The sequence below is a fragment of the Azorhizobium sp. AG788 genome, from assembly GCF_943371865.1.
In the GTDB taxonomy this organism is placed as follows: domain Bacteria; phylum Pseudomonadota; class Alphaproteobacteria; order Rhizobiales; family Xanthobacteraceae; genus Azorhizobium.
Genome location: NZ_CALRWL010000041.1, coordinates 1 through 14,736, shown reverse-complemented (window position 1 = coordinate 14,736; position 14,736 = coordinate 1). Strand labels below are relative to the sequence as shown.

The 14,736-nt window shown below is 65.2% G+C and carries 11 protein-coding genes; 5 read left to right on the top strand and 6 right to left on the bottom strand.

Going from position 1 to position 14,736, the window contains the following annotated elements:
- Positions 1-342: 342 nt before the first annotated feature.
- The 3 genes from AAG816_RS20085 to AAG816_RS20075 all read left to right on the top strand — a co-directional run bounded on the left by AAG816_RS20085 (position 343) and on the right by AAG816_RS20075 (position 5,976).
- Positions 343-2,565 (top strand): ATP-binding protein, encoded by a 2,223-nt coding sequence (locus tag AAG816_RS20085; protein WP_341991458.1) that lies wholly within the window; start codon positions 343-345, stop codon positions 2,563-2,565.
- Positions 2,566-2,814: 249 nt separating this feature from the next.
- Positions 2,815-4,689: a DEAD/DEAH box helicase gene (locus AAG816_RS20080; protein ID WP_341991457.1), complete on the top strand. Its 1,875-nt coding sequence runs from the start codon at positions 2,815-2,817 to the stop codon at positions 4,687-4,689.
- Positions 4,690-4,890: 201 nt separating this feature from the next.
- Entirely contained in the window at positions 4,891-5,976 is a 1,086-nt protein-coding gene (locus AAG816_RS20075; protein WP_341991456.1) for an SMP-30/gluconolactonase/LRE family protein, read from the top strand.
- A 179-nt stretch (positions 5,977-6,155) separates the two neighbouring features.
- On the opposite strand, the gene AAG816_RS20070 is transcribed toward AAG816_RS20075, so the two are convergent.
- From AAG816_RS20070 to AAG816_RS20055, 4 genes are all read right to left on the bottom strand, one after another.
- Complete coding sequence (locus AAG816_RS20070; protein WP_341991455.1) at positions 6,156-7,523, bottom strand: diguanylate cyclase; 1,368 nt, start codon at positions 7,521-7,523, stop codon at positions 6,156-6,158.
- 416 nt (positions 7,524-7,939) lie between these two features.
- Positions 7,940-10,609 (bottom strand): excinuclease ABC subunit UvrB, encoded by a 2,670-nt coding sequence (uvrB, locus tag AAG816_RS20065; protein ID WP_341991454.1) that lies wholly within the window; start codon positions 10,607-10,609, stop codon positions 7,940-7,942.
- A 114-nt stretch (positions 10,610-10,723) separates the two neighbouring features.
- Positions 10,724-11,113: a lysozyme inhibitor LprI family protein gene (locus AAG816_RS20060; RefSeq protein ID WP_341991453.1), complete on the bottom strand. Its 390-nt coding sequence runs from the start codon at positions 11,111-11,113 to the stop codon at positions 10,724-10,726.
- A 46-nt stretch (positions 11,114-11,159) separates the two neighbouring features.
- Positions 11,160-11,489 (bottom strand): DHCW motif cupin fold protein, encoded by a 330-nt coding sequence (locus AAG816_RS20055; RefSeq protein ID WP_341991452.1) that lies wholly within the window; start codon positions 11,487-11,489, stop codon positions 11,160-11,162.
- Between the two features lie 189 nt (positions 11,490-11,678).
- Between AAG816_RS20055 and AAG816_RS20050 the strand changes: the two genes are divergently transcribed.
- A complete protein-coding gene (locus AAG816_RS20050) occupies positions 11,679-12,029 on the top strand; it encodes a DMT family protein (protein WP_341991451.1) in 351 nt (116 codons plus the stop codon).
- 5 nt (positions 12,030-12,034) lie between these two features.
- Here AAG816_RS20050 and AAG816_RS20045 read toward each other — a convergent pair whose 3' ends face one another.
- A complete protein-coding gene (locus AAG816_RS20045) occupies positions 12,035-12,385 on the bottom strand; it encodes a hypothetical protein (protein WP_341991450.1) in 351 nt (116 codons plus the stop codon).
- Positions 12,386-12,551: 166 nt separating this feature from the next.
- Entirely contained in the window at positions 12,552-13,244 is a 693-nt protein-coding gene (locus AAG816_RS20040) for a glutathione S-transferase family protein (protein WP_341991449.1), read from the bottom strand.
- 260 nt (positions 13,245-13,504) lie between these two features.
- Here AAG816_RS20040 and AAG816_RS20035 point away from each other — a divergent pair, with 260 nt between their 5' ends.
- Complete coding sequence (locus tag AAG816_RS20035; RefSeq protein ID WP_341991448.1) at positions 13,505-14,707, top strand: pyridoxal phosphate-dependent aminotransferase; 1,203 nt, start codon at positions 13,505-13,507, stop codon at positions 14,705-14,707.
- Positions 14,708-14,736: the final 29 nt, after the last annotated feature.

The following is a 14,736-nucleotide window of genomic DNA, read 5'->3' as shown; positions in this document are numbered from 1 at the left end:
AATGAGGCTGCGCCGGGCACCGGGATAGGGCCGGCCCCTTCCGATACCGCCTGAACGCGAAGAAACGCCCGCAAACACCTCCTTTTTAAGGGTCTTGACTCTTCGGACTCTAGACAAGGACCCCTCGATTCGATTCCAATCGGCCTCGATTCGGAGAGATGCGGCACGTCCCTCCAGTCACGTGAGGACGATAGGCTTTTGGGGGCGTGGCCGCCCCTGCAGCCCGGGACATCCGAAGGGGGGTCGGCGATGGCACGCGCCAACGCTGCGAGCGTAGTCGCGCGCGGTGACGCCATAGGTGGATTGGCAAGATCCGTAGCGCGACCTGCCTATCAACGGCTGTTGGAAGCCGAGCCTTTTCTGCGTCGTATCGTTCCTGCCCTGATCGTCACCTTCCTGCTCGTGCTGGGGGTGGGCGCGGTTGTGCAGGTGCATAGCCATCGCCAGTCGGTCCTCGACAATGCCAAGGACGACATGAGCCTCATGTCGCTGGCCACCGCCGAAGGTCTCAACCATCGCCTGGGCGGTAGCCTGGCGAAAGCCGGATCCGCGCTTCAGGACGCTTTGCCCCCGCGCGCCACCACCGGCGGGCGGCGGGTCTATGTCACCGACCCGTCGGGCCGCATCATCGCCTCCGCGCCGGACAGCGCCCCGCGCGTCGCCAGCATTTCCGATCTCATGGACCCCTCCCAGCCGCTCACCGTGTTCGCGGAACGGGCAGGCGTGCTGGAAATCCCGGTCGGCGATGTCAATTCCCTCGCCACGGTGCGCAACCTGAACCCGCCGCTGGGACAGCTGGTGTTCATCCAGCCCATGAACCGGGCGCTCGCCGCCTGGTCCGACAGCACGACACTGACCATCACCTTGTTCACCACCACCGGGGCGGTGCTGCTGATCCTCGGCTTCTCGTTCCATTGGCAGGCCAGTCGAGCCCGCGAGGCGGACCACATCTACGACACCGTCCGCATGCGCATCGACACCGCGCTGAACCGCGGCCGTTGCGGCATGTGGGACTGGGACATGGCTCGCGGCCGCATGTACTGGTCCGACACCATGTTCGAGATCCTCGGACTGGAGCGCCGCGACGAGCTGATGTCCTTCGGCGAGATCGCCAAGCTGGTGCATCCGGACGACGGCGATCTCTACGAACTGGCCCAGGAACTGGCCGAGCGCCCCGGCGCCTCGGTAGACCGGGTGTTCCGCATGCGCACCGCCCGCGGCGACTTCGTATGGCTGCGCATGCGCGCCGAAGTGGTGCAGCAGGCGGGCGAGGACGGCCCCCACCTGATCGGCATCGCCATGGATGTCACCGAGGCCCAACGCCTCGCCGAGCGCACCGTCACCGCCGACATGCGCCTGCGCGACGCCATCGAGAGCATCTCGGAAGCCTTCGTGTTGTGGGACAGCCGCAATCGGCTGGTGCTGTGCAACTCCAAGTTCCAGACCCTGCACGAGCTTCCGGACGACGCCATCGTCTCCGGCACCTCGTTCGATACCATCGCCACCGTTGGCCGCCACCCGGTCACCCGCACGCCCCTGAAGCCGGAAGACAAGCCGGAGGAAGGCTCCCGCGCGTTCGAGGCGCAGCTGTCCAACGGCCGCTGGCTGAAGATCGCCGAGCGCCGCACCAAGGATGGCGGCTATGTGTCAGTGGGCACCGACATCACCCCGCTCAAGCGCCATGAGGAACGCCTCATGGACAATGAGAAGCGGCTGATGGCGCTGGTGGCGGATCTGCGTAAATCGCAGCAAACCCTGGAGCATCAGGCCCAGCAATTGGCCGAGCTGGCGGAGAAATACTCCGAAGAGAAGACCCGGGCCGAGGACGCCAATCGCGCCAAGAGCGAATTCCTGGCCAATATGAGCCACGAACTGCGCACGCCGCTGAACGCCATCATCGGCTTCTCCGAGATCATGGAGAGCGGCATGTTCGGCCCGCTCGGCTCGGAGAAGTACCGGGAATATTGTGCCGACATCAAAGGCTCCGGCACCTATCTCCTGGACGTCATCAACGACATTCTCGACATGTCCAAGATCGAAGCCGGCCGCATGCAGCTGGAGCTGGAAGACGTGCGCATCGACGAGATCGTCGCCGATGCGTTGCGCGTCATGGCGGTGAAGGGCGACGAGAAGCACCTTTTGATGACATCGGAAGTCGGCCAGGGACTGGTGCTGCGCGGCGACAAGCGTGCGCTGAAGCAGATCCTGCTCAATCTCTTGTCCAATGCGGTCAAGTTCACGCCCGAGGGCGGGAAAGTCTCGGTGCGGGCCCGCATCAATGGCGGCGCCGCCATCATTGCCATTGAGGACACGGGCATCGGCATTCCCCGCAACGCGTTGGCCAAGATCGGCCGGCCATTCGAGCAGGTGGAAAGCCAGTTCACCAAGACCCACAAGGGTTCCGGCCTGGGCCTGGCCATCGCCATGTCGCTGGCGGAACTGCACGGCGGGGCGATGCGCATCCGCTCGCTGGAGGGGATCGGCACCGCCGTTGTGATCCGCCTGCCGCTGAATGCCGGGGCCGCCAACTCCAACGACACCCCGCGCCTGACCGCGGTGCGTTGAGCCCCGCGGCACGGTCCGCAGCCTGTCGGCGGCGCTAAAAAGCTGATATTTTCACCTTCCGGCTCGTTTGAGGGCCCGACATGCACATGCCAGCTATTCGCGCGCGGTCATGGCGTCGCCATGATCTTCCCGCTAAGAGACGTGTGTTATTCCAGCGCAGGTTTGCGAGCAGCGGCTTTTCCGGCCGGGCGCCCCTTCGCCGCTCCCCGTCCTTGGCGCCTGCGCCCGGACCAACAAGGTTTCCCGAACGTGGCCTTTCCCACGACTTCCCCGGCCCTGGCCCGCGCCCTTGCCGGCCATGATTATGACGAACCCACACCGGTCCAGAGCGCGGTCATCGCGCCGGATGCCAAGGATCGCGATCTGTTGGTCTCGGCCCAGACCGGCTCCGGCAAGACCGTGGCCTATGGCTTGGCCATCGGCGAGACCCTGCTGGGCGACCGGGAACGGCTTCCGCCGGCCGGCGCGCCCTTGGCGCTGATCATCGCCCCCACCCGCGAACTGGCGCTTCAGGTCCATCGCGAACTGACCTGGCTCTATGCGGAAGCCGGCGCCAAGGTGATCTCCTGTGTCGGCGGCATGGACCCGCAGCGCGAGAAGCGCCAGCTCAGCGACGGCGCCCATGTGGTGGTCGGTACGCCCGGTCGCCTGCGCGACCATCTGGAGCGCAACCGCCTCGACATGTCGGGCCTCCAGGCCGTGGTGCTGGACGAAGCGGACGAGATGCTCGATCTCGGCTTCCGCGAGGATCTCGAATTCATTCTCGAGGCCACCCCCGAGGAACGCCGCACCCTTCTGTTCTCCGCGACCTTGCCCCGCGACATCGTCGGCCTCGCCAAGCGCTATCAGCGCGATGCGCTGCGTATCCAGGTGCAGACCCCGGCCGGCGGCCATGCGGACATCGAATACCGCGCGGTGCGCGTCGGGCCGCGTGAGTTCGAACATGTGGTGGTCAATCTGCTGCGCTTCTTCGAAGCGCCGGGCGCCATCGTGTTCTGCAACACCCGCGAGAGCGTGCGCCACCTGACCGCCACCTTGCAGGAACGCGGCTTCGCTGCCGTCGCCCTCTCCGGCGAACTGGGCCAGAACGAGCGCAACCTCGCCCTTCAGGCCCTGCGCGATGGTCGTGCCCGCGTCTGCGTCGCCACCGACGTGGCCGCCCGCGGCATCGATCTGCCCGGCCTCGGCCTCGTCATCCATGCGGAACTGCCGCACGATGCGGAAAGCCTCCAGCATCGTTCCGGCCGCACCGGCCGCGCCGGGCGCAAGGGCGTCAGCGTCCTGCTGGTGCCCCCGGCCCGCCGCCGCAAGGCGGAGAATCTGATTTCCGAGGCCCGCGTCGTCGCCGGCTGGAGCGGTCCGCCCACCGCCGAGGAAATCCGCGTGCTGGACCAGGAGCGCATGCTCTCGGATCCGCTGCTGGCGGAAGCGCCGGTGCCGGAAGATTCCACCATGGCAGAAGCCCTGCTGGCGCAGTATTCACCGCAGGAATTGGCAGCAGCTCTGGTGCGGCTCTATCGCGCGCGCCTTCCTGCGCCGGAAGAGGTCAGCGACCCCGGCGAAGGCCGTGTGCGGCGCGAGCCGGGCCGTGACGAGGCCCCGCGCGGGCGCAGCGAGACCCAATACGGCGGCCCCATGGGCGGCTCGGGCTCCTGGTTCCGCATCGCGGTGGGCCGGCGGAAGAATGCTGATCCCAAGTGGCTGCTGCCGCTGATCTGCCGTCGCGGCGGCCTGACCAAGGCCGACATCGGCGCCATCCGCATTTTCGACAACGAGACCTTGTTCGAAGTTTCCGCCGGCACGGCGGAAGCCTTCATCCTCTCGGCCCGCGCCACCGAGGGCGGCGACTATGTGATCGAGCCGCACGACGGCTCCGGTGCCGGCGCGGCGGAAACCCGCCGTCCGCCGGTGAAGGGTGCGTTCGGCAAGGGCCCCGGCGGTCCGCGCGGCAAGGCCGCCGGCAGCAAGACCGGCACCACCAACGCCGCCGGGCGCGGCTGGAGCCCCACCGGGCCCGGCGGCAAGCCCGCCGCCCGCGAGACCCGCGATGCCGGTCCCTCCGGGGACTTCGCCCCGCGCGGCCCCCGCAAGGTGACCAAGGGCAAGATGCGCCCGCGCGGCTGAGACCTGCTTGACTCTGACCTTATGAAGGCCGGCCCACCTTGCGGGCCGGCTTTTTTTTGGGCCCGATACAAGGCTTGTGACCGAGAGAACGATCCACCAAGCCAGCACTGATGCATTAGTGCTTGACACCCTTGGGAGGCGACTGCCATCCGTTACCAACGCGGCACTCGCCAATGAAGCGCCGCACCAGGGATGAAACGCATGATCTCCCGTCGCAAGCTCCTGTCCGCAGGTGCGTCTCTCGCGGCCGCGGCACTGCCCGCCGCCGCCTTTGGGCAAACCTTTTCCTTCAGTCCCAACCAGCGTTATCCGGACCCATCGGTCCTGATCCTTGATCCGGCGTTCGCCAAATACAGGCTCTATTCGTCGACGCTGGAACAGGTGGCCTCTGGCTTCCGCTGGGCGGAAGGTCCGGCCTATTTCCCGCAGGGCGGCTACCTCCTGTTCAGCGACATTCCCAACAATCGGATCATGAAGTTCGACGAGAAGACTGGGGCCACCAGCGTCTTTCGCGCCAATGCCAATTTCGCCAACGGCAATGCCTGCGACCGGCAGGGCCGCCTTATCACCTGCGAGCATTCCGGCACGCGCCGCGTCACCCGCACGGAGAAGAACGGCAAAATCACGGTTTTGGCCGATAGCTACAACAGCAAGCGGCTCAACGCCCCGAATGACGTGGTGGTGAAATCCGACGACAGCGTCTGGTTTACCGATCCGCTTTTCGGCATCAACGGCGAATGGGAAGGCTTTCGAGCCACCTCAGAGCAGGAGACCACCAACGTCTATCGGATCGACCGATCGGGCAAGATCACGGCGGTCATTTCCGATCTCGTGAACCCCAACGGCCTCGCCTTCTCCCCTGATGAGAAGAAGCTCTACGTGGTGGAATGGAAGGGAACGCCCAACCGCAGCATCTGGGCCTATGACGTCGCCGCCGATGGCACCGTGAGCAACAAGACCAAATTCTACGATGGCGCCGACCAAGGCGCTCTGGACGGGTTCCGAGTCGACCACGACGGCAATCTCTGGGTCGGCTACGGCAGCAACGGTGCCCTCGCCTCAGAGCCGGTGGAAACCGGCATACGAAAGGCGTTCCCCCTCAAGGGCAAGCCGGAGGACCTTGACGGTGTTTTGGTCCTGAACCCGCAGGGCAAGCCCATAGGCTTTATCAAGCTCCCGGAACGCTGCGCAAATCTCGCCTTCGGTGGCCCGAAGCGCAACCGCCTCTATATGGCAAGCTCTCACTCCCTTTATGCCCTCTATGTGGAGAGCCGCGCAGCGGTCTAAGACCAAGGTGCAAAGCGGCTAACGCACCTGCACTGCGAATGCTCACGCGCCGCATAGACTGACTACGGCTCGATGGCTCCACTCGTCGAGCCGTGGTTTAAGCCCCTTGGTCCCCCCATCGGCCGCAGCCGCGCCCGGGCGGATGGCACAGCTGGCGCGTCAATGCCGCTCAATCGCGGTCAGGGCGACACGCCCCGATGTTCGCACTGCCGCTCCGGATCGGCCGCCACACCACTGACAGCCGACGCCAGCTCGGTTCGGTTACGGCCCCCATGCTTGGCGCGATAGAGGGCCTGGTCGGCAGCCTCGATCAGACTGCGCATGCTGTCCGGGGCAGGCCGGTCCTTGTTCGAGGCGATGCCGGCGCTAAGGGTGGTAGAAGGAGGGCCATGCTCGCGCGCAGCGCTTTCCTCCATGGCTCGACGGATGCGCTCGACGATCTCGAAGGCTGCGGAGGCCGAGGTATCGGGCAAGATGATGCCGAACTCCTCGCCGCCAAGCCGCGCCGCAAGGTCGGTGACCCGGCGGACATTCTGGGTGATGGCCTCAGCGATCATCTTCAAGGTTTCATCGCCTGCGGAATGACCATAACGGTCATTCAGGGCCTTGAAGCTGTCGGCATCGATGATCGCCACCGACAGCCAGCTTCCGGTCCGCTGCGCCCGGCGATACTCCCGCTGCAAAACCTCATCGAAGCGCCGTCGATTGGCCAGGCCGGTGAGAAAATCGGTCATGGACAGATGCTCCAGCGCCGCCTCCGCCTCGACGCGCCGGATCCGCTCGCGGCGCAGCCGGAAACCGAGGAACAGGAAGCCGGCGCATACAAGCGCCGCCCCCGTGCTCACCAGGGTCATGCGCTGGCGCCACTCGCCATAGACCACCGTGACCGGCACGCCGAACACGAGAACCAGGGGCCAGTCCGGCACACGCTGAAACACGAACAAGCGCTCGCGGCCATCCACCGGCGCCTCCGCCACGAATGTCCCCTCGCTGGCGGCAGAGAAGCGCGCCCGGTCTTCCGACGACAGTTCGACGCCGAAGTCGCCGAGCCCATCCTTGGACGGCTTGCGGGTCAGCGTCTGGCCGCTCTCATGGACGAGGGCGATCATGTTGCCCGCATCGATATTGATGTTGGTGAACTGGTCGCGGAAGTCACTCAGCCGGATGAACACGGCGCCCACGCCCTTGAACTGACCATCATAGGTCATGCGGCGGCTGATGGCGATCTGGTAGTCCGGCCGGTCAAACCAGGTGCGCATGGTAAAGGCGAGATAGGGGCCGACCAGGGCGCCGCTGACCTGCTCGCGAAAAAAGTCTGCACGGCCATAGGCCTGCTCCGCCGTGGGATCTCCGCCGGATGAAATTCGGACCGCGCCGCCCACGTCGAGGAACACAATCGAGGTCACATACGGAAACTGCTCGACCATGCGGGACGCCAGTCGGTTCTTGGTCGGGTCCGGCAATGTCGCGATCGCCTCATCGCCGAGCAGCGCGACGGAGGACTTCAAGATGCTGTCATAGGAATAGAAGACCTGCGACACGTCCATCACGACGCGCCGAATGGTCTCTTGCGCCCGAGCGATCGCCTGATCTTTCGCAAGATCATAATAATAAAACGAATAATTATAAAGAAAAACGGAAGCTGCGATCAGGACGACGAAACAGAATAAAATTGGGAAGTTGATCCATAAGAAGCGGTCGAACCGACGACGTTGGATATCCGTATCCGCTGTGAGCAAGCCTCACTCCCGAAATCCCGCACGGCGAGACTTTCACTACGTTTGCGGAGTGATGGGTAGAGCGCTAACATGAAGAAGTCACGACACATTTCGGCCTGACGCAGCGGACATCGCTCCGCCGTCGCCGCACCTGCCGCATCCTTGAAGACAGGCAATCAAAGCCGTTTGGCGCGCGGCATTCATTCAACGGGCGCAAGTGGGACTAAGAGCCTATTCGTGGCTCGTTAGGACTTGCGACGCCCGCCCTTGCGATAACCCTTGGTGCCGGGATCCGGGCGCGGTCCCGGCTGGAAATCCGCCGCAGCCAGCGGCTCCGCCCGGTCGGTCCCCGGCCCCATCTCATCCAGGGACGGCTTGGCCACCCGGGATTTTGGCGCCGGCGCATACAGCGGCATTTCCGCCGGCCCTCGCCGGCTCCCAGCGTCGGAGGCATAAGGCGCCTGCGCCTCGCCGCCGCGCGGAACAGCGGCGCGCCGGCCCTTGGCCGCATCTCCCGTGGGACGGCCGGTGGATGTGGGTCGACCGCCGGAGCCTTTGCCCTTGCCCACCTCTTCCGTGGGCATGTTGGCGGCGCGGCCATATTTCTTCGGACCGCGGAAGCCGCCGGTCTTGTCGTCCACCGCCTCCTGGCGGGCCATGGGATCGTCGGATACCGCCAGTTCCGTGGCCTGCAGGCGCTTGATCTCGTCGCGCAGGCGTGCGGCGGTCTCGAAATCCAGGTCTGCGGCGGCTGCGCGCATGCGCTTTTCCAGATCCGCCATCACCGCCTTGAGATTATGGCCGAAGGCAGCGCCGTCTTCCGCCAGGCCGGCATCCACCGTCACATGGTCGCGCTCATAGACCGAGCCGAGAATATCGCCGATGGCCTTCTTGACGCTCTCGGGCGTGATGCCGTGGGCGGTGTTGTAGGCCACCTGCTTCTCGCGACGGCGGGCGGTCTCGGCCATGGCCCGCTGCATGGAGCCAGTCTCGCGATCCGCATAGAGGATCACCCGCCCGTCCACATTTCGGGCGGCCCGGCCGATGGTCTGCACCAGCGAGGTTTCCGAACGCAGAAACCCCTCCTTGTCCGCATCCAGAATGGCCACCAGCCCGCACTCGGGAATATCCAGGCCCTCGCGCAGCAGATTGATGCCGATCAGCACGTCGAAGGCCCCGAGCCGCAGGTCGCGGATGATCTCGATGCGCTCGATGGTGTCGATGTCCGAATGCATGTAGCGCACGCGGATGCCGTTCTCGTGCAGATACTCTGTGAGGTCCTCGGCCATGCGCTTGGTCAGCACGGTGACCAGGCTGCGATAGCCCTTGGCCGCCACCGCGCGCACTTCGCCCAGCAGATCATCCACCTGGGTGCGGGCGGGGCGGATGTCCACCGGCGGGTCGATCAGGCCGGTGGGGCGGATCACCTGCTCCACGAACACGCCGCCGGTGCGGTCCATCTCCCACGGGCCGGGGGTGGCGGAGACCGAGATGGTCTGCGGCCGCATGGCGTCCCATTCCTCGAACCGCAGCGGCCGATTGTCCATGCAGGACGGCAGCCGGAAGCCATATTCCGCCAGCGTCGCCTTACGGCGAAAGTCGCCGCGATACATGGCGCCGATCTGGGGGATGGTCACATGGCTCTCGTCGATGAACACGAGGGCATTGTCCGGCACATATTCGAACAGGGTCGGCGGCGGTTCGCCCGGCTTGCGGCCGGTGAGCCAGCGCGAGTAGTTCTCGATGCCGGCGCAGGCGCCGGTGGCCTCCATCATCTCCAGATCGTAGCGGGTGCGCTGCTCCAGCCGCTGGGCCTCCAGCAGCCGGCCCATCTTGTACAATTCCTCCAGGCGCATCTTCAGCTCGGCCTTGATGCCGGTGATGGCCTGGATCAGCGTCGGGCGCGGCGTCACATAATGGGAGGAGGCGTAGACCTTCACGCTCTTCATGTCGCCGGTCTTGTGGCCGGTGAGCGGGTCGAACTCGGCGATGCTCTCCACTTCATCGCCGAACAGGGAGATGCGCCAGGCGCGATCCTCATAATGGGCGGGGAAGATCTCCACCACATCGCCGCGCACCCGGAAGGTGCCGCGGGCGAAGTCGGACTGGATGCGCTTGTATTGCAGGGCCACCAGATCAGCCAGCAACTGGCGCTGGTTGATGCGCTCCCCCACCTCCAGCTTGAAGGTCATGGAGGCATAGGTCTCCACCGAGCCGATACCGTAGATGCAGGAGACCGAGGCGACGATGATGACGTCGTCCCGCTCCAGCAGCGAGCGGGTGGCCGCATGGCGCATGCGGTCGATCTGCTCGTTGATGGAGGATTCTTTCTCGATATAGGTATCGGTGCGCGGGACGTAGGCTTCCGGCTGGTAGTAATCGTAGTAGGAAACGAAATATTCCACCGCATTATCGGGAAAGAAGCTCTTGAACTCGCCATAGAGCTGCGCCGCCAGGGTCTTGTTGGGCGCCAGAATGATGGCGGGGCGCTGCAAGGTCTCGATCACCTTGGCCATGGTGAAGGTCTTGCCCGAGCCGGTGACGCCCAGCAGCACCTGATCGCGCTCATGCTCGCGCGCGGCGGCGGTAAGGTCGCGGATCGCCGCCGGCTGGTCGCCCGCGGGCTCGAACTCGCTCTCGATGCGGAAGGCGATGCCACCTTCGCTCTTTTCCGGCCGCGGCGGACGGTGCGGCGTCCAGGTCTGGCCGTCCACTTCCGGCCGTCCGCCCTCGATGAGTCGCGACAGGGCCGCCACGGTGGCGGACTCGCCGCCCGCGGCGAAATCCAGCCCGAGATCGCCCGGCTCCAGGCCAAGGGACTTGGCGAGTGCGGGATCTAGGGGCTGGGACGGCGCAGGCTCGAATGCGCGCTGCGAGCGCTCACCGAGCTTGCCGGGACGGGATGCTTTGGCCATGCCGCCAATATGGGGGCGCGGCCCGCCGCTGGGAAGGGCTGAGCGTCATGCGCTCAGCGCCGCGATGACGACGCGCTCCTGCGCTCGCCGAGGAACCAGAAGCGCAGCAGGCACTCAGGGTTGCAGCGCCTGCTCCAGCTCACGGGCGCGCTGTTGGGTCAGGACCCGCTGGCACTCCGCGGCCTCGATACGGGCGATGGTGCCCTCGCCATTGGCGTAATAGGTGCAATTGGCATCGCGATAGCCGATCCAGGCTTTCTGGGCCGCCTTCAGCCGGTCTTGCTGCGCCGGGCGCTGGCTGGCGAGCATGGCCTTGAGTGCCGTATCAAGGCGCGCCTGCCAGGCCTTGGCCTTGGCGGACACGCAGGCGACGATTTCCGGGGTCGTGTCCTGATCGCAGCTCTTGTATTCGGCATCATACCAGGGCGCATCAAAGCTCGGCCCAGATGCCGCAACGGCAGGAACCGCAAGCAAAACCAGGCCGGCAACCAGCAGGACTTTCATGGGAACGTCTCCGGGGAACTTGAGCGATGCAGCAGCGTTGCTCGCATCAATCGACGATGAACAAGGTCGCCCCGCTGGCCGTCTGTGAGCGGTGTGGCTCCGCCTGATCGGCGACTTGATAGCTCATTCCAGGGGTCAGGGTGAAGGTGCGGCCATCCGCCAGGGTGGTGTGCAGTTCGCCGGAAAGGCACAGCAGGATATGGCCCTTCACGCACCAGTGATCCGACACATAGCCGGGCGAATACTCCACCATGCGCACGCGGATGTCGGCGAACTGGCGGGTCCGCCACAGGGCGCGACCGGTTTCCCCGGGGTGTTCGGTGGCGGGAACCTCGGCCCAATCGGTGGTGCCAAAGGGGATGCCGGACATCTGCATCTGCCGAACCTTCTCAACCGCCGTTTTCGCCTCCAAAATGGAAGCGACTCTTTTCCGGCGGGCGAGTTGAAGCCGGTTTCCGGTTCTGAATCCAGCCCTCCCCAGGGGCATCACCCCCCATCCGCCCCGGCCGGACGCCGCCGTGGCGGCTTCAATCCCACACCCGCCCGTTGATATGAAAGACCCGCGATGCCGAACTTTGTGCCTGCCGTTCTGCCGATCCTGATGCTGATTGCATCGAATGTCTTCATGACATTCGCCTGGTACGGCCATCTCAAATACAAAGCCTCCCCGATCCTGCTCGCCATCGTCGCGAGCTGGGGGATTGCATTTTTTGAGTATTGTCTGGCAGTTCCGGCGAACCGGCTGGGATCTGAAGCCTATACGACAGCGCAATTGAAGACGATGCAAGAAGTGATCACGTTGATCGTCTTTGCGGGCTTCTCGGTCTTCTATCTCAAAGAGCCATTAGGATGGAATCACGCCGTCGGATTTGCCTTTATCACCGGCGGCGCATTCTTCATCTTTCATAAATTCTGAAAGGATCAGTTCGGCCTGGGTGTGCGGTTCGCCCGCACCCGGACCGGAACCGGCACCGGTCGCGTCCGGCGCGCCTGCGCGAGCAGTGCCGCGCCGGCCAGGGCGACCAGGGCAATGATGGCAGCGAGAGACGAGGACAACACGGTTCCCTCCGAATCCTGTAGGACGGCCGCAGCGGCGCGGTCCATGCTCAATACGAAGGTGACAGCGCAAATGGCCAACATCAAGACGATGGTGATGGCCATTTGTGCCATTGCGTCGCCGGTCTTGTGTTTCTTCACCGCGCGGTCGAGCACACGGGGGTCGGCCACGGACGGGCCGAGCTGCTGCAATTCGAAATCACGAAACTCAGACATCATCGTCTCGCCTGTGAAACACGGGCAAAGCAGCGCCCGTCTGAACTCTCCATCGTCGTCAACTCAGACGCAGGCGAATCGTTTCCTGCGACTCATCACAAGTTGCGCCCGGGCCGCGATGAGATTGTGGCAAGCATGCGTCGCAGCCGGGATAAACCGTGGCGCTTTAGTGACTTGCATCACGCCAGCGCGAGCCGGATGCCACAAAGGCGCTGGTATCAGACGCAAATACCCCAGTTTGAACCTCCACCGGCTCCCACCCCATGTCCACATGGCCGGGATGGGACGCAACCCGTTGCAGCCATTGGCGAACCGCCGGCAGACCGGCGAGGTCGAAATCGCCTTCATGGGCAATGTCGGTGTGTGCGTACAACGCGATATCCGCAATGGTTAGAACATCGGCCACAAAGAAGGCCCGATTGGCCAGATGGCGCTCCATCACCCGCAGCGCGCCGTAGCCCTCTTCCATCCAGCGGTCCACGTCATGGGTGCGCAGATCGCGCCCGCCCCGCACCTGCCGCAGCCAGAACCGCGCCTGGGCGATGCCGGGCTCGTGGTTGTTCTGCTCGAAGAACATCCAGCGCAGGGTTTCCGCCCGCTGCACCGGATCGGCCGGCAGGAAGGGCGTGCCGTCGGCGAGATAGAACAGGATGGCGTTCGACTCGGCCAGCACCTGCCCCGTGGTCAGCTCCAGCAGCGGCACCCGCCCCTCGGGATTGCGCAGCAGGAATTCCGGGGTGCGGTTCTCGCCGGCGAAGATGTCCACTTCCACCAGGCGGAAGCGCAGCCCCAGCTTGGCCAGCAGCAGGCGGACCTTGTAGGAATTGCCCGAAGACCGGGTGGAATAAAGCGTCAGCACGGCGGTGTCCTCGGAGCCCGCCGGTAGATGGGCGCCCCGTCGCAGGGGCGCAAGGCGGCGGTGCCAAAAAGGCCGTTCCATCACCGAAAAGCACGCATTCATTCCCGATCGTTGCTTGTTCCCGGCGAACGGCTCCATTAGTGTCGCGCCCGCTCGCTGGACCCTTCGAGTCCATGCGGGATTTCGTGTCACTATCCGCGTCCGCGACCCGCGCCGCCGTCCCTGCGGCCCCGTCCCGACGTGCCCGGAGCGTTACGGCCATGAGCCTTCTTTCGTCCGCCCTCAAGCGTATCAAGCCTTCTCCCACCATCGCGATTTCCAACAAAGCGCGGGAACTGAAGGCCAGCGGGCGCGACATCATCGCGCTCAGCGCCGGTGAGCCGGACTTCGACACCCCGGACAACATCAAGGAAGCGGCCATCGCGGCCATCCGCCGCGGCGAGACCAAGTATACCGCCGTGGACGGCATTCCCGAGCTGAAGGCCGCCATCTGCCGCAAGCTGAAGCGCGACAACGGCCTGGACTACAAGCCCTCCCAGGTCACGGTCGGCACCGGCGGCAAGCAGGTGCTGTTCAACGCTTTGGTGGCCACCGTCGATGCGGGCGATGAAGTCCTGATCCCGGCCCCGTTCTGGGTCAGCTATCCGGACATCGTCGAGTTCTGCGGCGGCAAGCCGGTGAGCGTGCCCACCACCCTGGAAGACAATTTCAAGCTGCGCCCCGAGGTGCTGGAAGCGGCGATCACCCCCAAGACCAAGTGGCTGATCTTCAACTCGCCCTCGAACCCCTCCGGCGCGGCCTATAGCTGGGACGAATTGAAGGCCCTGACCGACGTGCTGTTGCGGCATCCGCAGGTGTGGATCCTCACCGACGACATGTACGAGCACCTGGTCTATGACGACTTCAAGTTCGCCACCCCGGCGCAGGTGGAGCCCAAGCTCTATGACCGCACGCTGACCATGAACGGCGTGTCCAAGGCCTATTGCATGACCGGCTGGCGCATCGGCTACGCCGCCGGCCCGGAAGAGCTGATCAAGGCCATCGGCACGCTGCAGTCGCAGTCCACCTCGAACCCCTCCTCCATCGCCCAGTGGGCGGCGGTCGAGGCGCTGGACGGGCCGCAGGACTTCATCGCCGAGCATAATGCGGTGTTCAAGGAGCGCCGCGACCTGGTGGTCTCCATGCTCAACCAGTCCAAGGGCCTCCAGTGCCCGAAGCCGGAAGGCGCCTTCTACGTGTTCCCGTCCTGCGCCGGGACCATGGGCAAGACCGCCCCGTCCGGCAAGGTGCTGGCCACCGACGAGGACTTCGCCACCGAGCTTCTGGCGTCGGAAGGCGTCGCGGTGGTGCATGGCTCGGCCTTCGGCCTCGGCCCGGCCTTCCGCATCTCCTACGCCACCGCCACCACGGACCTGGAAGAGGCCTGCCGCCGCATCCAGCGTTTCTGCGGCGCCCTGGTCTGAGAGCCGCGGCCCCGGTCTTCGGCCGGGGC